At 44.0% G+C, this 22,878-nt stretch carries 17 protein-coding genes and 1 riboswitch; of the genes, 7 read left to right on the top strand and 10 right to left on the bottom strand.

The window, feature by feature from the left end; genetic code table 11:
- The 4 genes from mukB to cmoM form a co-directional block, all read right to left on the bottom strand.
- Positions 1 to 4,461 (bottom strand): chromosome partition protein MukB, encoded by a 4,461-nt coding sequence (mukB, locus tag BCT49_RS07805; protein WP_102434770.1) that lies wholly within the window; start codon positions 4,459 to 4,461, stop codon positions 1 to 3.
- Positions 4,458 to 5,258 carry a chromosome partition protein MukE gene (mukE, locus tag BCT49_RS07800; RefSeq protein WP_102434769.1) on the bottom strand — a complete coding sequence of 267 codons (801 nt, stop codon included), beginning with the start codon at positions 5,256 to 5,258 and terminating at the stop codon, positions 4,458 to 4,460. Before mukE ends, mukB begins: the two co-directional genes overlap by 4 nt.
- Positions 5,239 to 6,576: a chromosome partition protein MukF gene (mukF, locus tag BCT49_RS07795; protein ID WP_102434768.1), complete on the bottom strand. Its 1,338-nt coding sequence runs from the start codon at positions 6,574 to 6,576 to the stop codon at positions 5,239 to 5,241. The genes mukE and mukF overlap by 20 nt, the downstream gene beginning before the upstream one ends.
- Positions 6,577 to 6,700: 124 nt before the next feature.
- Positions 6,701 to 7,486: a tRNA uridine 5-oxyacetic acid(34) methyltransferase CmoM gene (gene cmoM / locus BCT49_RS07790; protein WP_102434767.1), complete on the bottom strand. Its 786-nt coding sequence runs from the start codon at positions 7,484 to 7,486 to the stop codon at positions 6,701 to 6,703.
- A gap of 115 nt (positions 7,487 to 7,601) precedes the next feature.
- Here cmoM and elyC point away from each other — a divergent pair, with 115 nt between their 5' ends.
- Positions 7,602 to 8,447, top strand: a complete 846-nt coding sequence (elyC, locus tag BCT49_RS07785) for an envelope biogenesis factor ElyC (RefSeq protein WP_102434766.1) — start codon at positions 7,602 to 7,604, stop codon at positions 8,445 to 8,447.
- 194 nt (positions 8,448 to 8,641) lie between these two features.
- Here the strand turns inward: elyC and torR are convergent, their stop codons facing one another.
- The gene (gene torR / locus BCT49_RS07780; RefSeq protein ID WP_102434765.1) at positions 8,642 to 9,355 is read right to left on the bottom strand and encodes a two-component system response regulator TorR; all 714 of its coding nucleotides are present in this window, start codon (positions 9,353 to 9,355) and stop codon (positions 8,642 to 8,644) included.
- Positions 9,356 to 9,643: 288 nt separating this feature from the next.
- Here torR and torD point away from each other — a divergent pair, with 288 nt between their 5' ends.
- The 5 genes from torD to BCT49_RS07755 all read left to right on the top strand — a co-directional run bounded on the left by torD (position 9,644) and on the right by BCT49_RS07755 (position 13,748).
- Entirely contained in the window at positions 9,644 to 10,291 is a 648-nt protein-coding gene (gene torD / locus BCT49_RS07775) for a molecular chaperone TorD (RefSeq protein WP_102434764.1), read from the top strand.
- A gap of 317 nt (positions 10,292 to 10,608) precedes the next feature.
- Positions 10,609 to 11,613 carry an HTH-type transcriptional repressor PurR gene (gene purR / locus BCT49_RS07770; RefSeq protein WP_017105767.1) on the top strand — a complete coding sequence of 335 codons (1,005 nt, stop codon included), beginning with the start codon at positions 10,609 to 10,611 and terminating at the stop codon, positions 11,611 to 11,613.
- A 170-nt stretch (positions 11,614 to 11,783) separates the two neighbouring features.
- Positions 11,784 to 11,869, top strand: a riboswitch (cyclic di-GMP riboswitch).
- A gap of 127 nt (positions 11,870 to 11,996) precedes the next feature.
- Entirely contained in the window at positions 11,997 to 12,587 is a 591-nt protein-coding gene (locus BCT49_RS07765; RefSeq protein WP_076668914.1) for a TfoX/Sxy family DNA transformation protein, read from the top strand.
- A 133-nt stretch (positions 12,588 to 12,720) separates the two neighbouring features.
- Complete coding sequence (locus BCT49_RS07760) at positions 12,721 to 13,401, top strand: TVP38/TMEM64 family protein (RefSeq protein ID WP_065111049.1); 681 nt, start codon at positions 12,721 to 12,723, stop codon at positions 13,399 to 13,401.
- A gap of 29 nt (positions 13,402 to 13,430) precedes the next feature.
- Positions 13,431 to 13,748, top strand: a complete 318-nt coding sequence (locus tag BCT49_RS07755; protein WP_102434763.1) for a DUF2007 domain-containing protein — start codon at positions 13,431 to 13,433, stop codon at positions 13,746 to 13,748.
- 107 nt (positions 13,749 to 13,855) lie between these two features.
- Here the strand turns inward: BCT49_RS07755 and BCT49_RS07750 are convergent, their stop codons facing one another.
- The 4 genes from BCT49_RS07750 to topA all read right to left on the bottom strand — a co-directional run bounded on the left by BCT49_RS07750 (position 13,856) and on the right by topA (position 20,768).
- Positions 13,856 to 14,653, bottom strand: a complete 798-nt coding sequence (locus BCT49_RS07750) for an alpha/beta fold hydrolase (protein ID WP_102434762.1) — start codon at positions 14,651 to 14,653, stop codon at positions 13,856 to 13,858.
- A 286-nt stretch (positions 14,654 to 14,939) separates the two neighbouring features.
- Positions 14,940 to 16,394, bottom strand: a complete 1,455-nt coding sequence (glgA, locus tag BCT49_RS07745) for a glycogen synthase GlgA (protein WP_102434761.1) — start codon at positions 16,392 to 16,394, stop codon at positions 14,940 to 14,942.
- Positions 16,384 to 17,613, bottom strand: a complete 1,230-nt coding sequence (gene glgC / locus BCT49_RS07740; protein ID WP_076668920.1) for a glucose-1-phosphate adenylyltransferase — start codon at positions 17,611 to 17,613, stop codon at positions 16,384 to 16,386. The genes glgA and glgC overlap by 11 nt, the downstream gene beginning before the upstream one ends.
- A 524-nt stretch (positions 17,614 to 18,137) precedes the next feature.
- Positions 18,138 to 20,768, bottom strand: coding sequence for a type I DNA topoisomerase (topA, locus tag BCT49_RS07735; protein WP_102434760.1), 2,631 nt, complete (start codon positions 20,766 to 20,768; stop codon positions 18,138 to 18,140).
- A gap of 440 nt (positions 20,769 to 21,208) precedes the next feature.
- Between topA and BCT49_RS07730 the strand changes: the two genes are divergently transcribed.
- Positions 21,209 to 21,454 (top strand): YciN family protein, encoded by a 246-nt coding sequence (locus tag BCT49_RS07730; RefSeq protein WP_017105775.1) that lies wholly within the window; start codon positions 21,209 to 21,211, stop codon positions 21,452 to 21,454.
- A gap of 62 nt (positions 21,455 to 21,516) precedes the next feature.
- Here the strand turns inward: BCT49_RS07730 and aroA are convergent, their stop codons facing one another.
- A complete protein-coding gene (aroA, locus tag BCT49_RS07725; protein ID WP_102434759.1) occupies positions 21,517 to 22,797 on the bottom strand; it encodes a 3-phosphoshikimate 1-carboxyvinyltransferase in 1,281 nt (426 codons plus the stop codon).
- Between the last annotated feature and the right edge of the window lie 81 nt (positions 22,798 to 22,878).

The following is a 22,878-nucleotide window of genomic DNA, read 5'->3' as shown; positions in this document are numbered from 1 at the left end:
TTATTGCTCAGTTTCTTCGAGAAGCTCTTGCACCGGAGATGCCGGCTTGTTTTGAGCAAAGCCTCTTAGGCCAACAACGTGTACATGTTCATGGTCTTTAAATACCTTACGAACCAGTTTGTAGGTTGTACCTTTCTCTGGGCTAATGTTCTCTGGCGCAGCAATCAGAAGCTGCATGCCTAAACGGTCACACAGTTCAAACAGCGTAGAGATTGACTTAGAATCCAGACGTGCTGCTTCATCAAGGAACAACAAACGACATGGAACAATGTCTTTACTACGAAGTCGACGAGACTCTTCTTCCCAGCTCTGAATAACCATCAATAGAATTGACTGACCCGTACCGATCGCCTCACCGGTAGACAGCGCGCCCGATTCCGCTTGTAACCAGCCATCTGAACCACGGTTAACTTCAACACTCAGCTCTAGGTAGTTACGGTAATCCAGTAACTCTTCACCAAGAACTTGTGGAGAACGTTGACCCATATCGATATGTGGATTCACACGTTGGAACAGTTTCGCCATCGCTTCAGAGAAGGTAAAACGCGTCGATTCAAACAAGTCTTTGTGCTGCTCTTGTTGAGTCGCTAGGCCTGATAACAAGATCTCGTGGCTTTCACGGATCTTAACGTTCAGACGCACGCCCTTAACCTGGCCAAAGTAAATATTCGACAGACCTTGGTTCAGCATACGAATACGGTTCTGCTCACGCTGAATCGTCTTCTTGATGATGCTTGCTACCGATTCAGAGCTGATCGCTAAGCGATTTTCACGCTGCGTCAGTTCTTCTGTTAGACGAGCAAGTTCAACTTCCATCTCTTCGATTGCTTCAACCGGATCATCCGTATGAATGATGTCTTGGCGAATACGCTCACGAAGGTGTTGGTAAACCGCAATGTAGAACAGAACTTTACGCTCTGGATGGGCGTTGTCTTCAGATAGACGCAGCGAATCACGAAGGTCTTCATTGTCAGACACAGCCAAACGCAATGCACCCAGTGATTTATCCGACATAGAGCGAAGCTCGCCTGCCGTTAGATAAGCCAGTTCACGTTTATGCAGACGACGTTCAACATCATTCTCACGCGCTAAACGAAGTACTGAACACCAACCCGCTTTCGCTGCAACAACGAAGGTACGAAGCTCGGTGTACTCTTTCTGTACTTTCTTAAGACGCTTAGCCAGTGCTTTCATCTCGAGTTCAGTCGACGTAATGGTGCGCTCGTATTCACTCTTACGACCACGTGAAGTGTGCAAACGCTCATGCAGTTCGTCACGACGACGTACAGCACGCTCTTCAGCACCTTCATCAGCATTTACGCCAAACTCTTGAAGCTCTTGCTTGAACTCTTGAACCGTTTCTTGTTTCGCTTGATGTGAGCTCTTCAGTGCTGCCAAGACTTGGTTGTACTGGTTCATCTGTTCACGAGCTTGCTTCAAGCCATCACGGCCTTTGGTTCTTGCTTGTTCTGCTTGAACCAACTTCGCTTTCAATTGCTCACTCAGTTCGCTGCTCTTGTTTAGAAGATCAACAGAATCCGCGTAAGCAAAGTAGTGACGACGTTCGATTAAGTCAGACAGAGCAAACACTTTACCTTTCAAGCTTTGTAGAGCTTGGTCAGCTTGTTGGTATTGCGCTTCTAGTGCCTCGAACTGTTCTGGGTCAGCATCGAGTGCTGAAACGATCTGATCGAGCGAAGCCAATGCTTTACCGTGGTTGTTCAGATACGACTTAGCTTCACTTAAACGCTCAAGTTGTGCTTCTAATTCAGCAAGACGTTCAACCAATGTTTCGTCTTCTAAAATACGAACCATTGGTGCTAATTTATCTAGTGCACCGATTGCCTGCTTGCTTTGTAGAAGCTGGCTGCGTTGCTGTTGTTCTTTAGAATCTAGCTCAGCCAGAGAACGAACAACTTGGTTACGCTTATCGCGAATAGACGCTAGCGCCTGCTCTGGATCAGCGTTAAACGCAACGTGTAGGTGTTTAGCAACAAAGCTATTGAAGGCTTGGTATAGGCGATTCAGTTTCTGCGAATCAAACGCAGCTTTCGCGTGGTTCTCAACAACCACATCACGCTCTTCACGCAACTTCTCTAAACGTTGCTCACGAGCCGCACGTCCAAACAGAGGGATCTCAGGGAAACGAGAATAACGCATTTGGCGATCGTTCAGCTGAACACATACCGCACCTTCAAGCTCATCGGCATTAAACGAGCTGTCATCAAACGCGTCTACATCGCCTTCTAGGATGTAAAGGTCTTCTGGACAATCATCAAGATCCACCAGCTTCTCTTTAATACCATCAAGATCCGAAACCACAATCGCGTGACGAGCTGGGCCGTACATCGCACTAAAGTACGGCGCATCACCAATCGTGATGTCATCGTAGATCTCAGAAAGCAGTACACCACCAAGCGTATCCGCCAGGCCTTTCAGGCGAGGATCGTTAGAACCACCTGGCGAAGCTAAACGCTCAATCTCTTGCTCAAGTTCAGCTCGGCGCGTTGCCAACTGATCTTTTGCTACCGCTTGAGATTTCTCGTCTTCAAGTACTTGCTGCATTTGAGTCATTACCGCTTGGCTATCTTCTAGCTCAGCGTCTGTTTGATCTCTTAAAGCTTCAAGTGCATCGTTTGCCGTGATCCACGCAGGAGCAATTGACTCAAGTTTTTGAATCTCTTGATCGTGATTTTGTTGAACACGACGTTGCTCACTCTTCGCTTCACGCAGTTCTTCTTGAGCGTACTCAAGCGATTCGATCTGCATAGCATGACGTTCGCGTTCTTCATCAAAGATCGCTTCATCTGTGAGTAATACGTTGTGTTGTTTTTGGTATTCGGTCGCTAGCTCTTTAGCCTGACGCTGCTGCGCTACATCACGAGCCATATCGCGGTGCTGTGCACGCCACTGCTGTTCGTTTTCGACAACGTGTTTTGCGTTGCGGCCTTTCTCTAACGCTTGTTTAGCGCTATGAGAGGCGTCTTTACGCTCTACATCGCGAACAATACTCTTAACAAGAGAGAGCGCTTTGTCGAACTGCGCAGAGGCAGCTGAAGACATATCTAGCTTATGTTTAGTAGACAGTAGCCTTTGAGTGCTTGATTCTTCTTGTGCTTTTAGCTCAGAAACCAGAGTTAATGCGCTTTCTGCGGTAATCGATTCATCACCGAGTAGCTGCTTGGTTTTTTCTAACGCTTGAACCGCTTGCTGATATTGCAACGCACGAGTCTGCTGAACATCCAACGCTTGTTGGTAGTCAGCAAGCTGAGTTTTCAGGCTATCCACTTCTTCTTCAGTAATGGTTGCCTGCTCTTCCGCTAAAAGTACTCGTTCTTGAGCTTCTTCAACCACCATCATCTGCTCTTCTAGACGCTCATTAAGCTCTTCTAGATCTTCGCTGTAGCGAGCAATTTTCTCTTGCTGGCGAAGTGCAGTTTGAACCAATTGAAGATGATCCGAAGCCGCTTGATAATCTTGCTCAAGTGCCGATTCTTGATCAACCAACTGCTCCAACTCTTCTTGAACACGATTCAACAGGTTGTTTTGATTAAGCAAGGTTTCACGTGAACCAAACAATTCACCACGGAACTTCATGGTTTGATCAAGTTTATTACGGCGATCATTCGCATGGCGCATGTAGTCTGCTGCCACGTAATTGGTCGATTCGGTGATCAAGTGCTTGAACAAGTCACGATCCGACTGAGTCGTTTTGATCGCTTCAAGTGTCATGCGGTTTTCGCGAAGTGCTGATTCCATATCTTGGAATGCTTTCTTCACACCACCATTTTGTGGCAGAAGGTAATCACGCAGTGAACGCGTAATCGCACTTGAGATACCACCATAAAGTGATGCTTCAATCAGGCGGTAGAATTTAGAACGGTCGCTGCTGTTACGCAGTTTCTTCGGCACCACACCGTATTCAAACATTTGCGAGTGGTAATCAACAATCGAAGAGAAGGCTTTGAAGTGCGCGCCTTCGTACTGTGCTACCGCGGCTTTTACGTCGTTCAACTGACATACGCGAGCATGGCTGTCGGAAACGTTCTGAATTAAGACATCCGTTGGTTTTACGTGGCTTGGAAGACCTTGAATAACAAATGGTTTGATGTCTACTTTCTTATCACGACCCGCAACTTGCTGCAGTTTTACCGCAAACAATAGGCGTTGGTTACGAGAGTTCACAACATCTAACGCGGCATAACATGCGCCAGGCTGAAGCTTACCGTAAAGGCCTTTATCACGAGAAGACTGTGAGCTGCCTGCCTCCGTTGTATTACGGAAGTGCAGAAGGCTTTGGTCAGGAATTAATGCCGTGATGAATGCCGCCATTGTGGTCGACTTACCCGCACCGTTACCGCCAGAAAGCGTTGTAACCAATCCATCAATATCAAAGGTACGCGCAAAGAAGCCGTTCCAGTTGATCATGGTTAATGATTGATACTTACCTCTTTCAATCATGCATCACCTTCTACTTTGTTCTGTTCGCCAAGGTTTGATTCGTCATCAAAGTCGGCTTGATCGTTAAAAATGTCTTGCTGACCGTTTTCGTCTACATCTAGTTCCGATATAGCTTCCGCTTGTTCTTCATTTAACAAGCTGCCTTGGTTTGGCTCTTGCGTGTGAACCACGGCTTCACCATCACGGATAAGACGTAATTGCGCTTCTTTCATGTCGTCGCCAACACGAACATCAGCACCAAAACGGAATACCGCTTCACTGATTCGGAACTTGCCCGTTTCACCAATCGCAATCAGCATGCCGATACGACGTAAACGACGTAAAGATGTGCGTACTTTTTCAAAGAGCTTTTCTTTGTCCAAGTCAGAACCAGACGCTCGGTTCGTCGCCAGCTTCATGAGTTTTTTCTCATCCGCTAGCGAAATCAGCTCGTCAAATAGCTCTTGATTGGTAAAGATACCTTCGTGAGCTAAACGCTCTGGGCTCAGGTATAAGAAACACAATACCTTACCGACGAGCATATCGAGCTCAGACAAAACGCTTCGACCAATCAAAGACGTAGAACGCGGGCGTAAATAGAAGAAACCTTCAGGCGCTTTCACCAGTTCCGTGTTGTAGCGTTGGTAAAAATGCTGAAGTTCCACTTCGAAATCAGAAAGCAACGCGTGGTTGTCTAGGTCTTCTGTTGAAACATGCTTACCTGAACGCAGCATGCTATCTAGCGCAGGAAACAACGGGTTCGCTATCGCTTTTACCAGTTTCTCTGGCATGTAATCATCAGTACTTGTTAATGACATTTGCTTGTACCTTTGCACCGAAATCGTTGATTGCCTGCCAATCTGGCTGAATAGCCTGATAGTCAGACGCTGAGTAACCTAAGCGCACAGCTTGGTCGACAACAATTCTGGCTAAATCAAAATGGTGTGTGCGAGGGTGTGCTGCGAGGTAATCGCGTAGCACAAGACCAAGATCAATTGGCGTACCTTGCTGTTTGTGAGCTTTTAACATCTCTGCTATTCGGTCTGAAAGCAGATCGTTCACTTGCTCGAATTCTTCGTACTCGACTTCCATCGGTGCTTGCCCCATCACTTCGTCATCACGAAGCACCAAGGCTTCATCACGAAGATCGGTCAGCTTTTCAGCATCGGCATAAGTCAGTAACCAAGGCGCATCAAAGTAGTCGGTAACCGACTGACGCAAGCGTTGGCTAAAGGCACGGTTTTTATCCATATCAATCGCGGTACGGATAAATTTATGTACGTGGCGGTCATAACCGATCCATAAGTCGATCGCCTGTTGGCCCCAACTTGTGATTCGATCGAGTTTCATTTGCAAACCAAACAAGGTTTCGCCTACGAACTCGAGTTCATCGTCACCGTACACAATTTCTTGAATATCGAGGATCTGGGTTTGCAGTTCGTCACCGGCCGCTTGCAAGGTGTCTTGCAATTCTTTTAGCGTAGCTGAGGTTTCCGATAGCAAAGACTCACAGTTATTGATCGCTTCTCGCCAATCTTTATTAAGAAGATCGGCGATTTGCTGTTTGACGGTTTGTTGCTGCTCGTCCATCACACGCTGGTTTAAATCGATCTGATCGAAGATCTCACCCACTGAATATTTCAAAACGCCATAAACGTTCTTTTGCCAGTGACCAGGTGTTCCGCCTTTTTGCGCAGCTTCAATCGCTTTTGCCATCTCATCTGCAACCATCGAAAGTTGAATCGACAGTTTTAACTTAGAGAATTGACGGTGACGTAAGTAATAATCTGAAATTCCGATCGCAAGTGGAGAAAGACGGTAAATACTCGCACCGTCGGTAATCTCACTAGTAAAACGACTGATCAGTTTTTGTTTAACCAACTCGTTGATCGCGTTGTTTGCACGGAATGCAGACGCTTCGCCGGTATCTTCAAACAGACGAGTGACAATGGTAAATGCATCGTGCAATTCACCTTCGCCTAGCTCTTCATCGAACCTTTCATTGCTTAGCACAGCGATAGCAATCAAAAATGCTAAACGCTCTGGCGGCAAGTTTAATGAAAAGTCATGCTGCTTGACCCAGCCTACCAACTCATCAATTGGCTGCTCTTCGGCAGTTTGAGTCATTTCACTCATTGTGGTTCCTGTTACTGTTTTTCGTAATATCGAACATGTTAGATATTACGCCTATTTCTTTATGACGCGGACTCTTACGATTGCATAGCGCATGTTGTGGCTTCTTTTACCACATTCACCGCTGTTATTGCGCAGGTTTTTGAGCCCAAACGTGAATATAACGGCCTAGCGACAGATATGGCTCTTGGCGGCATAGCTGTTTTTCTAGTTCCAATACATCTTCAAATTGGTAATCGCCCATGTACTCCATATTACCTATGTAGTCACTGAAGGAGCGAATGCCTGATTTACCGCAGATTTCTAGACCAGCGTCTTCGATCCATTGATAAACCTCTTCTGGCTTCAAACCTTTTTGTGGTTGCAGCTTAAACCGTTTTCGATGTGGCATCCCATTCAATACATGAGGAATGTTGCCACAAATCACATTTTTCAGGACTAATCCGTGGTGGTTGTAAAACATTATCGAGGCAACGCCACCGGGTTTGACTTGTTCCAGTAATAAATCAAGCGCCTCTTTAGGATCTGCGAGCCATTCCATCACGGCATGAAACATCACAAAATCAACTTGGCCTTCAAGGTGCTCTGCGACTTTTTGTACCGGAGAATGAATAAACCGATACTGCTCTAACAAACCCGCTTCGCGGATACTTTCTTCTGCAAGCTTAAGCATCTCAGAAGAGAGATCACACAGAGAAACGTTATGCCCTAACGCCGCAATTTTTTGCGACATCTGTGCAAGACCGCCTCCGGCATCAAGAACATGCAGAGGTAAAGCTGATTGCTCAAATTTGCTCAAAGCTTGTTCTAAATCTTCCCATACGATGATCTGACGGATCTCTCCTTTGTCAGAGCCGTAAATATTTTTTGCAAATTTGTGGGCAATATCGTCGAAATTACGGTCTTCAGTCACGGCTACTTGAGTTATTATGTCCTATCGTGCCTGCTATTCTGTCACAGGAATTTCAGGAATAAAGAGGCGATGTCTCTTTTTACTACTAAGTGATGTTTTTTCGGACTATTCGGATATGTTTGAGCTGAAAAAAGTAGTGTCTTCGCTATTGATGCCACTGCCAGCAATGTTAATTCTCGCTTTTCTGGGTTTAGCCCTAGTGATGTTTACTACCAAAAGGAAGACTGGTTGCCTAATTACCCTTTCAGCCCTCTGTGGTATTTTCCTAATCGCTTTCCAACCAGTTTCTAGTCAACTTTTAATGCCAATGGAAAGGCAACACACCGCATTTTTACCCGTAGACGACACCATCGACTACGTTATGGTTCTTGGAAGTGGTCACGTCGTCGATGACCAAATTCCACCAACATCAGAACTTAGCCGCACAGGGCTCATGCGTTTAAGTGAAGGCATTCGTATTCTACGTCTTTACCCTGGTGCAAAACTCATTTTGTCTGGCTACGGTGCGGGCACTGAAGTGAGCAACGCAAGAATGATGGCTAAAGTAGCGTTAGCATTGGGCGTAGCAAAACCCGATATCATTCTGCTTGAAACCGCTAAAGACACGTGGGAAGAAGCACGCCAAGCGGCCGCGTTCGTTAAAAATAAAAAGATGGTGTTAGTAACATCGGCGAGCCACATGACTCGCGCGCTAAATGAATTCCATGCGGCAGGCATGAAGCCATTACCCGCGCCAACCAACTACCTTGCACAAGAAGGCATTGTTGAACCTTGGAATAAGTACATGCCTAAAGCGCTCTATCTTGAACAGACAGAACGTTACTGGCACGAAACGATGGGATTGGTTTGGCAGAGCCTACGTGACTGGCTAGACACAAGTAATGACAATATCGAAGAACCTGTCGTTATCCCTGAGCCTTCTATTTTAGAAGATGACGATGGTGTAGCTTCTGCAGCGTAGTCTTAATGAGAGTTATTGATTTCAAATAGCTGCTTTCGTGTCACTGCTTTCATGTAACGGCTTTCGAGTTACTAATGAATCGTCAAGGAAGCTATAAGCTATAAAATGAAACGCAAATAAAAAGCCGAGACATCAATGATGTCTCGGCTTTTTTACGTTCAAATTTTGTTGCTGACTAGAACTCCCGAAGAGAATCAGTCTCCAGCAAACATGTAACCTTCACCGTGAACCGTCACAAAGATTTGTGGGTTCTTAGGGTCAAACTCCATCTTCGCACGCATGCGACGGATTAACACGTCGATGGTTCGGTCATTTGGAGCATCCACTCGGTGGCTGATCATGTTCAAAATACGTTCACGACTTAACACTTGGTTAGGGTAAGAAGAAAGCGCAACGAGCAGCTCATATTCTGCTTTAGTCAGCTTAACTGGTTCACCGTTTTTACTTAAAGCACGACGAGGGATATCAAACGTCCACTCACCAAAACGAACCACAGATTCGTCTTCTGCTTCGACTGTCGCACCAACCGCTGTTTTACGAGCAGCAGCAATACGCCAAAGTAAGTTTTTAACTCGAACTAATAACTCGCGAAGTTCGAAGGGTTTAGTAACATAATCGTCTGCGCCCATTTCTAGGCCTACAATTTTGTCGATGCTATCCGTGCGTCCAGTAACTAAAATAATCCCAATGTCCGATTGACTGCGTAATTCGCGAGTTAGCATCAATCCATCTTCGCCTGGTAAGTTGATGTCTAGCATAATGAGGTCAACGTTGTTTTCTTCCAACACGTTTCTCATTTGAGCGCCGCTTTCCGCTTCACTCACTGTGTAACCTTCGTTCTGGAAATATCCAACCAGCTTACTGCGGGTTACCACATCATCTTCTACGACTAATACGTGATAGCTCATCTACACCACTTTTCTTATTTAATAGTTTCAGTAACCATTCTATTCATAACTAGTAACAATTCTAGTGGTACAGCAGATAAAAGCGAGAAACATGAATCTTTTTTGATACAAGACAATCTAAAACCTTGCTATTTATCGTCCATCGCAATTCAATATAGGCATTACGACTAACGAGCCACTTTGCGTTTAGCAAATAACCTTGTTATTGAGCCTTGGTGTGCTTATGCCCAAATGACTTCACGATGCTTGGGTATATAAACATCACAAGACTAAATCAGGATCTATGAAATGAAAGATACGAAAGCATTCAACGAACAAAGAGCTGAAATATACTGGTGGCTATCAAGCTTGTTCGCTAAAGAGCTCACACAAGAAGAACTCGATCACTACCACTCTGTTGAGATTCGTTCTTTTCTGACTGGTTTAGGCGAAAACGAAACACTTAAGCCTGCGATTGATCAACTGGTAGACGCATTGAACCGTCTACAAACACGTGAAGATGCCCAACTAGAACTGTCTGCTGACTTCTGCGATCTATTCTTAAAGACAGATAAACATGGTGCTCTACCTTACGCTTCAATGTATATCGGCGAAACGGGTCTGTTAAACGACAAGCCAGCTAAAGACATGGAAGACATCATGGCTAAGCACAACTTGGTGGTAAACCAAGATCTAAAAGAGCCAGCAGACCACATTGCTATCGAGCTTGATTTCCTTGGTAATCTCATCATCCGTTCAAATGAAACTGAGCTTGAAGAAGAATTAGAAAAATCGTTCGCTGTTCAACAACAGTTTATTGAACAACAACTTCTTACTTGGGTACCAAAGTTCAACGCTAGATGTCGTGAGATCGATTCATTCGGTTTCTATGCATCGGTTGCCTCTCTTCTCGTTGCCTTCTGTAATCTGGACACTCAGTATTTAGCGGGTGAATAAGATTCGCTGATGATTAAGTAAACAAATTCAATAGAATGTGACAATTCACCCAGATTTCTGGGTGAATTTTATTGCGAGTAATTTCTAGTCAGTCTAAAATTGTGACCGCAAACGATAAAATATGAAACATTCACGAAATGCTATGCTTATTTAAGTTCAGAGCATTTCGGTGTTAAGACAAGCCGCTCAATAGCGGTTTTTTGTTTTTTAGCACTTTAATACCCCAAAGAGCCCTACAAATTTAAGCTCTTAGTTAGGTAGCTTAACGGCTACTTTATTCCGTACTTTGGGAAAGTAGCTTCTAATAGGATAAAACCATGGCCACTATAAAAGATGTCGCTCGCTTAGCAGGCGTATCAACTACCACCGTTTCTCACGTAATCAACAAAACGCGTTTTGTTGCAGAAGCGACTCAAGAGAAAGTAAACAAAGCCGTAGACGAATTAAACTACGCGCCAAGTGCTGTTGCTCGTAGCTTGAAATGCAATTCAACACGTACTATCGGCATGCTAGTGACTCAATCAACAAACCTCTTCTTCTCTGAAGTGATCGATGGTGTTGAAAGCTACTGCTACCGTCAAGGTTACACTTTGATTCTGTGTAACACGGGTGGTATCTATGAGAAGCAACGTGACTACATTCGAATGCTTGCAGAAAAACGTGTAGATGGCATCTTGGTTATGTGTTCTGACTTAACAGAAGAACTTCGTGGCATGTTAGATCGCCATGCTGATATCCCAAAAGTTGTCATGGATTGGGGCCCTGAAACCTCTCAGGCTGATAAGATCATCGATAACTCTGAAGAAGGCGGCTATCTAGCAACCAAGTACCTGCTAGAACGTGGTCACACAAAGATTGCTTGTTTAAGTGGCCACTTAGACAAAGCAGCATGTGTAGAACGCATCGCGGGTTACAAACGCGCACTCAATGAAGCGAAGGTCGCAACCGACGAAAAGCTCATCATTGAAGGTAACTTCGAGTGTGATACCGCTGTACTTGCGGCTGATAAAATCGCTCAGATGGAAGATCGCCCTACCGCTGTGTTCTGTTTTAACGACACAATGGCACTTGGCCTAATGAGTCGCCTGCAACAGCAAGGCATTCGTATTCCTGAAGATATTTCGGTTATCGGTTACGACAACATTGAACTTGCAGAATACTTCTCTCCACCATTGACGACGGTTCACCAACCTAAACGTCGTGTTGGTAAAAATGCATTCGAAATTTTATTGGAACGCATTAAAGATAAAGATCATGAAAAACGTGTCTTCGAAATGCATCCTGAAATTGTTGAACGAAGCACAGTTAAAACGTTAAATTAATTGATAAATCGAGTTTAATTTCATTAAGCGCACCTTTGGGTGCGCTTTTTTTATAAGCAGCCAAAGTAAACCCAGTTGCATAACACCAAGATCATTAATTGAAGCAATATCACATTTTGAAATATCAGGTGTGAGCCTCATTCAACAAAAACTTTATTCTATTAAGTCAGTCACGCACAGGGCAAACCACTCGAAAGAGTGAGACGCAAAGCTTCCGGCCTAAACCACTCGTTGGTATGGTAGCGGGGTTACCGATGGCAAAATGCAGTAGTTACTAACAATTTAGTAATTTACGGCTTATTGACAATTTAATTGCAACATTTTGCTAATCTCTCGGACCTGCTTATTTGGTGGCGTAGTTCAAATACACCGAGATAAATAACATGGATAAACCGATACTAAAGGACTCAATGAAATTATTTGAGCCCCTAGGAAAAATAAAATCACGCTCAATGTTTGGTGGATTCGGGCTTTTTGCTGATGACACTATGTTTGCTCTGGTTGTAAATGACCAGCTGCACATAAGAGCGGACAAAGACACAACAAAGCAATTCGAGCAACAAGGGTTTCAACCATACGTCTACAAAAAACGTGGTTTCCCTGTCGTCACTAAGTATTTCGCATTGCCGGAAGGTTTGTGGCAAGACCAAGAAAAAATCTTGCAGCTTGCTACGACGTCTCTGGGTTTTGCTAAAGAAGAGAAAGCTGAGCAGTCTTCTGCTAAGCCAACTCGACTAAAGGACCTCCCTAACCTTCGACTGGCTACCGAGCGTATGTTGAAAAAGGCGGGGATCGATTCCGTAGAATGTTTATATGAATCTGGCTCTGTAAACGCATTTAACGCCATCAAGGAATCGCATGCTTCCTCTGTCAGCATTGAGCTGCTTTGGGCGCTTGAAGGTGCGATCAATGGTACTCATTGGTCTGTTATACCGCAGCAACGTCGTGAAGAGCTTATCAGTCGCGTCAATTAATATTGTCAGTTCAATCTATCTACATAACTAAGCCGCATTCTTGCGGCTTTTTTTATATCTGTTGAAAGTTAATCTATGCTTTGCCTGTCTATCTATACTAATGGTATGCATTGAAAAATTAGAGGAAGTATCAATGAGTAAGAAAATGATATTGGGTATCGTGTTGGTCGTAACCATCGTCTTATTAGGCGTCAATTTCGGCCAATACCTAACACTTGAGAATGCGAAAGCTCAACAAGCTGTTTTGAATGACTACATCGAGAGCAATTTTATTGCCGCTGCAGCGATTTACTTCGCCGCCTATGTCATGATCACGGCTTTCTCAATCCCTGGCGCTGCGGTTGTTACACTCTTAGGTGCTGCGCTGTTTGGTTTCTGGAACAGTTTACTGCTGGTGTCTTTCGCGAGTGCTATTGGTGCAACCCTCGCCTTCTTAAGTAGCCGTTACCTGTTACGTGACTGGATCCAAACCAAGTTTGGCGACAAGTTAGCAACGATTAACAAGGGCGTTGAAAAAGACGGGGCATTTTACTTATTCTCTCTGCGTCTGATTCCTGTTTTCCCATTTTTCCTTATCAATCTGTTAATGGGCTTAACCCCAATGTCGGTGACTCGTTACTACATCACGAGCCAAATAGGGATGTTGCCAGGCACTGCGGTTTTCTTGAATGCTGGTACTCAACTCGCAGAAATTGATTCACTTTCGGGTATCGTATCTCCTTCAGTATTATTGTCGTTTGCTTTGTTGGGGGTATTCCCAATTATTGCTAAATGGTTGATGAGTAAGTTTCGCTCAGCACCTGTCGCTGACTAAAATCCAAAGCCGAATAAGGTTCTATTTCAATGAAAATCTTCAGTGCATCGAATCCTACAGAAGCCCATATCATCTGTGGATTGTTAGAAAGTGAGAATATTGCGTGTGAAGTCCGTGGTGAGGGTTTGTTCGGTTTGAAAGGGGAAATCCCATTCACTGAGGAAACTGACCCTTACGTATGGTTATATGAGCCAGAATTGGCCAGTAAAGCCCGCGCGATCGTCAATGACTACCAAAAACAGCAAGATTCGATCATCTATGAAGAGTGGCGTTGTGGTGAATGCCATGAAGTCAACGAAGCGCAATTCGGTTCTTGCTGGCAATGTGGCGCGGCATCACCAGAATAAGAACATAACGAACGATACTCCTCCCTCAAAATAAAAACGGGAAGCTAATACTAGCTTCCCGTTTTTATTTAATTCGATTTATTTGTTCTGATAGCGAACCAAGAGAATCACTGGATTTGTTTTTGAATAAACGCGATAGAACGTTGGTTGAACTCTTCAGGATTTTCAACATTACACACATGTCCGCAATTCGCTATTTCTACTAACTCACTCGACTCGTGCGCTGCAACCATCTCTTTTACGGGTTTGATGAACATGTAGTCACGTTCTCCCATCAAGTAAAGGGTTGGGATCGGCAACTCTCTATCTTTGAAGTACTTCATAAGAGGGTTCACATCAGCAGTTAGGATAAACCAGCGTTTAAACTCTTTTTGACACAGTTTCTTGGCTTCGCGGATAAATAGATGGCGAGATTCTTTTTGGCTCTTCTGCGGCATGACAACATAAGCAAAAAGACTGTACAGCCACATGTATGGAATGATGTGTTTGCTTAAATTACCCAGCTTTATTAATACTTGAGAACGGGTATTGAGCTTAGTCACCGCCCCACCAAGTACCATTGAACGCACGCGTCCCGCGGCTAATTCTGCTACGTTGCGAACAATAATTGTCCCAAGAGACATACCAACGAAATGCGCTGAGCGGATTTTTAGATGATCCAGTACTTTGAGGATATCAAGTGTGACCGATTTGAACGTATAGCGGTTCGCTATCAGCTCTTTTAAAATATTGTCTGACTTACCATGCCCTCTCAGATCAATGAGAAGCAAGTTGAAATGTTGTTTATACGCTTTGATCTGCTTGAACCAGATTGAGGAGCTGCCTCCCGCGCCATGCACAAACACAACCCATTCATCGCTCGTAGGGTGAGTAAATGTTTTATGAAATAATAAACTCTCAGACATACCTATCGCTTTAATTATAATAATGGAGCTATGCCTCATCACGAGGCGATGGCTAAGGATATCACGCTATTAAGAACTTTAAGTGATAATAGTGTCAAACCTAACATTAGTCATGTGAATACCTGCCCCACCTTTTTTACCTGACTAAAATGAGTTTGCAAGTTTTGTCTTCGTAAACGTGATGTGTTCTGACCAGAAAACAAAAAGGCACTCTAGTCTCAGAGCGCCTTCTTTCATTACAAACTATTACTAGCTATCAGCTTAATTTTAAAACTATTTCAGCGAGTTAAAGTGCAGAATGGTACATTGCAAGATACTCTTTTGCGGCATCTTCCCAACTAAAATCTTGTTGCATGGCATAAAGCTGAACACGCTTAATTTCAGATGGGTTTTGTGCATAGAGCAATAATGAACGATGTAACACAGCCAGTAACGCTTGTGGTGTCGGTTCATCAAAAGCAAAACCAGTCGCGACTTCAGGATTCTGATCGTAATCATTCACGCTGTCTTTTAAACCACCGACAGAACGAACAATTGGTAACGTACCGTAAGCCATGCTGTAGATTTGATTTAAGCCACAAGGCTCAAACTCAGAAGGCATCAAGAAGAAATCTGAACCGGCCTCGACCAAGTGCGCTAATTCGTTGTTATACGCTTCAACAAACGAGAACTTGTCTGAGTGAAGTGCCGACAACTCTTTTAGCTGACTCGCCAATACAGGATCGCCTGTACCCACAATCACAATTTGCAAGTCGTTCTTCAAGAATTGCTCGATGATTGGCAATAGGTAATGAACGCCTTTTTGATTGGTCAGTCGGCAAACCATTCCGTACACAGCACAATCGATAACGGGTAGACCGACATCTTGTTGCAGCTTTTGCTTACAAGCCGATTTCCCGCGAACCATGCTGTGCTTGGTCGCTTTGTATTTGCGAGGCAGGAACGCATCCGTTTCCGGGTTCCATGTACCGTAATCACAGCCATTCAAAATACCTAACAGGTCGTCAGATCTGTGTTGGAATTCAGCCGCCATACCATGGCTGCCTAATTCCGTCTTCAGTTCTTGTGCATAAGTCGGGCTAACTGCATTCACTTTATCGGCACACAATACACCCGCTTTCAGCATGGTCACGTGAGTATCACTTACCGCTGCTTCTGGGACATTATGACTGTGCATTTCAGGCAGAGATTGCAACTCTTCGTAAGAAAAGACGCCTTTAAAAACAGCATTGTGAATCGAAATTACGCTGCGTGTATTTTTAAAAAAGTCGTGCTGTTGATAACGAGACTTAAGCAAGAAAGGGACAAAGCCCGTATGCCAATCATTGGCATGGACGATATCCGGCTGAAAGCCAAGTTTAGGAAGCATATCCAAACACGCAGCGCTAAAGAACGAGAAACGCTCTCCGTTATCGGCATAAGCGTGATTATTTTCAGCGTACATCTCAGGGCGATCGAAATACTTGGCACATTCAATACCAAAAACTTGAACACCTTCGACGCTCAATTTCTTAACTTGATAAGCAGTGTGAGGCCAATGATCCAGCTCGGTAGCCAAGATGACTTCTGCTGAATCAATGTTTGGGATGTTTCGATAAGCGGGGATGGTCACTCGAACATCTTGCTCGAGTGTTTGTAACGCTTTAGGCAGTGCCTTGGCTACATCAGCCAAGCCACCACTTTTAATTAAGCCTTCAACTTCAGACGCTACAAAAAGTACCGAGAGAGTCTTAGTAACCAACTCGTGCTCCTTTAGAAATCACGACTACACCATCGTCAGATACGTGGTAATGCTTTTTATCTTCTGTCAGGTTTACACCAATTTGAGTGCCTGGTGCAATGTCTGCATCTTTATCGATGATAACGCGACGTAGTATACAACCTTCGCCAACTTTCACATCACCAAGTAAGATACTCTCGCTGATATCACACGCTGATGCGATATTGCTGCGGAAACCCAATACACTCTTTTCAATGCGCGAACCGCGAACATAACTACCGCTGCACACAAGGCTATCAATGATCTGAATTCGACCATTTGCCGAGTCAGTAAAGGTAGCCGGTGGTAGTGGCGGGTAATAAGTGTGTAGAGGCCATTTACGGTTGTATAACGAGAATGGTGCATCTTTCTTAAGAAGGTCCATATGTGCTTGCCAATACGCGTCAATCGTACCTACATCGCGCCAGTAAACTTCTTCTTTTTCACCGGTAATGCGGTTAGTGCTGAAGTCATAAACAAACACATCACCACGTGGGAACATGTTTGGAATAATATCTTTACCAAAATCGTGAGTAGAATCAGGCTTATCTGCATCTTCTGTTAGTTCGGCAAAAAGCTCTTTTGCTTCGAACACGTAGTTGCCCATTGAAACGAGCGCAGATTCAGGATCGCCTGGAATCGGCTTCGGATTTGCAGGTTTCTCTTCAAAGCCAATCATACGGCCTTCAGCATCAACCTCGATAACACCGAATTCTGATGCTTCAGCAAGCGGCATGCGCAGTGCAGAAACAGTTAGTGCTGCTTTCTTCTCTTTATGGAAATCAAGCATCTGTTTGATGTCCATTTTATAGATATGGTCAGAACCGAAAATACATACTTGATCAGGTTCTTCCAACTCCATAAAGCCCATATTTTGGTAGATAGCATCTGCTGTGCCTTCGTACCAACGCTTTCCTTTACGCATTTGCGCAGGAATAGGGTCAATGAAGCGATCTGTTATACCACTGATATTCCAACCTTTTTTCATATGGTGGAACAGTGATTGTGACTTGAATTGTGTTAATACATAGATCTTCATCAGATCAGCATTAACGAAGTTGTTCAAAGCGAAATCAATTAAGCGGTAGCTACCACCGAAAGGAACCGAGGGTTTGCTGCGAGATTCAGTTAAAGGTCTTAAGCGAGAGCCTTCACCACCAGCAAGAATCATTCCCAATACACCAGCCATTTTATTCTCCATATATTTATAGCTTGTCGATGTCAGTACTCGTAGAGGTATCTTCCTCTGGGGGATGAGCACTAACACTTGTTTCGGTACTTAACGAATATCCATTCACATACAGTGACAGTATCCTAAGCCAAACGTTGTTACGTGTGCACTATTCTTTGCACTTGGTTTTATATACGTTATCGACTTTCCTGCCGATTTCAATTTTTAATACGCCATTCTGTGCTACGTAAGCTGATTGCTTTCCTAAGACTTAAAGCAGCTCACATTACACCGCCTGAGCGAAACATTACATTAACACCCGACACACATCAGGTATACAACTAAACACTGATCTGTGACTTACAATATTTTAATTAAGTTACATTCTCGTTACAGTTGCATAAGAAGATATTATTAATTCATTTATTTATTTTACGGTGTGAATTTAATAAATTTCCACAAATGAGATGAAAGCTCAATCAGTTGCATAATTAGTCATATTTAGATCAAAAAAAAGCAGCCTCGTGGCTACTTTTTTAGTCAATAACATTCAATTACTTTTCTTTGGGCTTTTTACGTTTATCCGTTACTTTCCATTTGCCATCGATATATAAAGCAGTCCAACCAGAAGGTTTTCCGTCTACTTCAGTTCGAACATAGTTTTCTTTTGTCTTACGACTAAAGCGAACTACTGCTGGCTTACCATCTGGATCAGCAGCAGGTGCTGATGCTAGGTATTGGAATTTAGGTGAAATACGGTCTTTAAAACGAACAAGCTCTTCCACTAATGGGGCACGTGTTTCACGTGATTTAGGGAAATTACTCGCCGCCATAAACAAGCCAGAAGCACCATCACGAAGAACAAAGTACGCGTCTGAGTTTTCACATGGAAGCTCAGGGAAGTGCACAGGGTCTTCTTTCGGTGGCGCAACTTCGCCGTTTTTCAGAATCTTACGAGTGTTTTTACAATCTTCACTCGTACAATCCATGTATTTACCAAAACGGCCGTTCTTAAGAACCATGTCCGAACCACACTTGTCACATTCAACAAGTGGACCATCATAGCCCTTCACTTTGAACTCGCCGTGTTCAACCACATAACCTTCACAGTTAGGGTTGTTACCACAAACATGCATCTTACGCTTATCATCGATCAGATAAGCATCCATTGCCGTTTCACAGATAGGACAACGCTTTTTAGCTCGAAGTGCTGCGGTTTCAACGTCTTCTTCTAGAACGTTGATAATGCCTTCTTCATCACCAAGGTTGATCGTTGTCTTACAACGTTCTTTTGGTGGAAGCGCATAACCAGAACAACCTAGGAATACGCCTGTTGAAGCAGTACGAATACCCATTTTACGGCTACAAGTTGGACACTCAATATCGGTTTCAACGATATGGTTTGGCTTCATGCCACCCGCGTCTTCTTCGAGATCCGCTTGTTCTAGGTCGCCAGTAAAGTCTGTGAAGAAGTTATCTAAAACGCCTTTCCAGCTTGCTTCACCTTCTGCGATTTGGTCTAACTTTTGCTCCATACGAGCGGTAAAGTCATAGTTCATTAGGTCATTGAAACTGCCGTCTAGACGGTCAGTAACAATTTCACCCATCTTTTCAGCATAGAAACGACGCTGTTCAACTTTCACATAGCCACGATCTTGGATCGTCGAGATGATTGATGCGTACGTTGAAGGACGACCAATACCACGCTTCTCAAGCTCTTTTACTAGCGCCGCTTCAGTGAAACGTGCTGGTGGCTTAGTGAAGTGCTGTTTAGGGTCTAGAGCAATCAGGTCAAGCTTATCGCCAATTTGAACTGCAGGAAGAATAGTATCTTCATTCTTGCCCATTGGACGTTGAACGCGAGTCCAACCATCAAATTTAAGGATACGACCTTTCGCTTTCAGCGTGTACTCATCCGCTTTAACACTTACTGTTGTTGAATCGTATTGCGCTGGCGTCATTTGACACGCGACGAATTGATTCCAAATCAGCGAGTAAAGTTTGTGAGCATCAGCATCAACACCATTTAAGTCTTCAGACTTCACATCAACACTTGAAGGACGAATCGCTTCGTGGGCTTCTTGTGCGCCCTCTTTGCTACCGTAAACAAGTGCTTTAGCTGGCAAATATTGCGCACCAAACTCAGAACCAATATATTCACGTGCGGCCTCTACAGCCTCTGAACTCAAGTTAGTCGAGTCAGTACGCATATAAGTGATGTAACCCGCTTCATAGAGGCGCTGAGCCAGCATCATGGTTTTCTTTACGCCGTAGCCAAGACGCGTACTCGCAGCTTGTTGCAACGTTGACGTGATGTAAGGGGCAGACGGCTTACTCTTCGTTGGGCGGTCTTCACGTTTACATACTTCGTATTGAGCTTTATCTAAAACACTGACGGCAGCCAAAGTTTGCGCTTCGTTTACCGGTCTGAAAGCAACACCATCTTTTTGTGCGACTTGCAGTCTGAAATCGGTTTTATCCGTTGTTTTAGTATCAGCGTGCACATCCCAGAACTCTTCAGGGATAAAGGCGTTGATCTCGCGCTCACGTTCAACCAGTAGTTTTACAGCGACTGATTGAACACGGCCAGCGGATAGGCCTCGTGCTACTTTTTTCCAAAGCAGAGGTGACACCATAAAGCCCACAACACGGTCCATGAAACGTCGTGCTTGCTGTGCGTTTACGCCATCAATGTTTAGCTCACCTGGAGTTTCGAAAGCTTGCTGAATAGCATTCTTAGTAATTTCGTTAAAAACCACTCGTTTGTATCGCGTTTCATCGCCACCGATGATCTCACGAAGGTGCCATGCGATAGCTTCTCCTTCGCGATCCAAATCGGTTGCGAGATAAACATGGTCTGCGTTCTCAGCCAGTTTTTGCAATTCAGCAACGACTTTTTCTTTACCAGGTAGAATTTGGTAGTTCGCTTCCCACTCATTGTATGGGTTGATGCCCATCTTTTTAATAAGCGCTTTGCGATCTTTTTCTTTCTTGATACGAGCTTTATCTTCTGGGCTCATACCCTTGGTTGAAACTGCAGTAGCCTTTTTACCGGTGCTTTGACCTGCCGTTGGTAAATCACGTACGTGACCTACACTCGACTTAACGACAAAGTCTTTGCCAAGATATTTATTGATGGTTTTAGCCTTGGCCGGCGACTCCACTATAACTAGCGATTTACCCATATTGACTCTAACGTCCTTAATCACGATGCTTCAGCACCAACAATTTAACTTGTGGGCTTTTACGCATGATATTCTAAATTCATTGCTTCTTTTTTTACTATTGTGCGAGATTACTAGAAGATCAACCGCTTTTTTCAAAATTGGATCTGATCGGTCGACAAATCGACGACTCAGCGGATAAAAGGGTCACAATGTAAAAAAGCGATCAAGTACTCACGAAGAATACTTGCAAGAGCCTATTCATCAGGCATTACGTATAAACGCGGTCATACTAAGCTTGTCCGCGAATCTAACGCGAGCCCCATTCAATTATTTTTGTCATAAATCACAAAATAAATGATGGAGATTCGAAAAGACTCTCTTATTCGGCTGTGAAATCATTGAATTTCTAGTGCTACACAATAAACTCAACGATATATATAGTAATCAGAGATAAACTCATGACAAAGAAAGTAATAGCAGAATTTGATTTACTGCTTATCGCAAACCAAATTATCCAATCACATGATGACTACATTGAAGGCATGCGCACAAACAGCGTAGTAGAAAAAGACGACGTACTCGTCTTTAAGGGTGAATACTTCTTAGACAGCAACGGATTGCCAACAGAGAATACAACCGCAGTGTTTAACATGTTTAAATACTTAGCGCACCATCTTTCAAAAGAATTTACGCTTCAGCAATAATGAAAAAGCTTGCCATTTAGGCAAGCTTTTTTACTTCCTGAATCTTTATACACTCAGTATTTTTATTGACTCAGCATTTTCAACTTGTCGAAGTAGTCAGGGAAAGTCTTTGAAGTACAACCTGGGTCATTAATGGTCACAGGTGTATCACTCAACGCCACCAACGAGAAACACATCGCCATACGGTGATCATCATAGGTATCAATCGCCGCATGTGTCAGTTCAGCAACAGGGTTAACGATAATGTAATCTTCACCCTCTTCCACCTCTGCGCCAACTTTACGAAGCTCTGTCGCCATCGCCGCTAAGCGATCGGTCTCTTTAACACGCCAGTTGTAAACATTACGAATGGCCGTTGTACCTTTAGCAAACAAGGCTGTCGTTGCAATAGTCATCGCTGCGTCTGGAATATGGTTGTAGTCCATATCAATGCCTTTCAGCTCGCCACAGCGAGAGATAACGTAATCATCACCCCATTCAATTTCAGCACCCATTTTTTCAAGCGCATCAGCGAATTGGATATCACCTTGGATACTGTTTTTACCAATACCCGTCACCTTGATCTCACCACCTTTGATCGCAGCTGCTGCAAGGAAGTAAGATGCTGATGATGCATCGCCTTCAACTAAGAAGTCACCCGGAGCTGTGTAAGATTGACCAGTCGGAATCACGAACTCTTGGTAGTCGTTGTTGATCACGTCCACACCAAATTGTTTCATAATGTGTAGCGTAATATCGATGTAAGGTTTAGAAACCAATTCACCTTCAATTTTGATGGTCACTTCGCCTTCGGCTAAAGGTGCAGCCATCAAAAATGCAGTCAAAAACTGACTAGAAATAGAACCATCAATAGAAACCGTGCCACTCTTAAGGCCAGTGCCCTTAATTTTTAACGGTGGAAAGTTTTCATTTTCTAGATATTCGACATCAGCGCCTGCTGCTCGCAATGCGGTGACTAGATGACCAATTGGACGCTCTTTCATGCGAGGTTCGCCAGTCAGTACATATTCGCCATGACCTAAGCATAACGCCGCGGCTAGTGGACGCATCGCTGTACCTGCGTTACCTAAGAAAAGTTCAAGAGCTTGGTCGCTTGAGAATGCACCACCAACGCCCGTTACTTCACAGACGGTTTTATCTGCAGACAATTGATAGTCAACGCCCAACTGAGTCAAAGCATTCAGCATATGGCGGATATCATCACTGTCTAACAAATTGGTTAGGCGTGTTGTTCCAGTCGAAAGTGCCGCTAAAAGAAGTGCACGGTTAGATACACTTTTTGAACCAGGTAAGTTAACTTCCCCGCTCACTTTTTGAATTGGTTGTAACGTAAGGCTTTCCATTAAATCTTTTAGTCCTTGTACCACCCGAAGCCACTGGCGCGTATTTATTTTCGGGTGATGAATAATTCTTCGTACTTGCAG

The organism is Vibrio lentus (genome assembly GCF_002875945.1).
In the GTDB taxonomy this organism is placed as follows: domain Bacteria; phylum Pseudomonadota; class Gammaproteobacteria; order Enterobacterales; family Vibrionaceae; genus Vibrio; species Vibrio apostichopi.
This window is presented reverse-complemented; position numbering and strand designations above follow the sequence as displayed.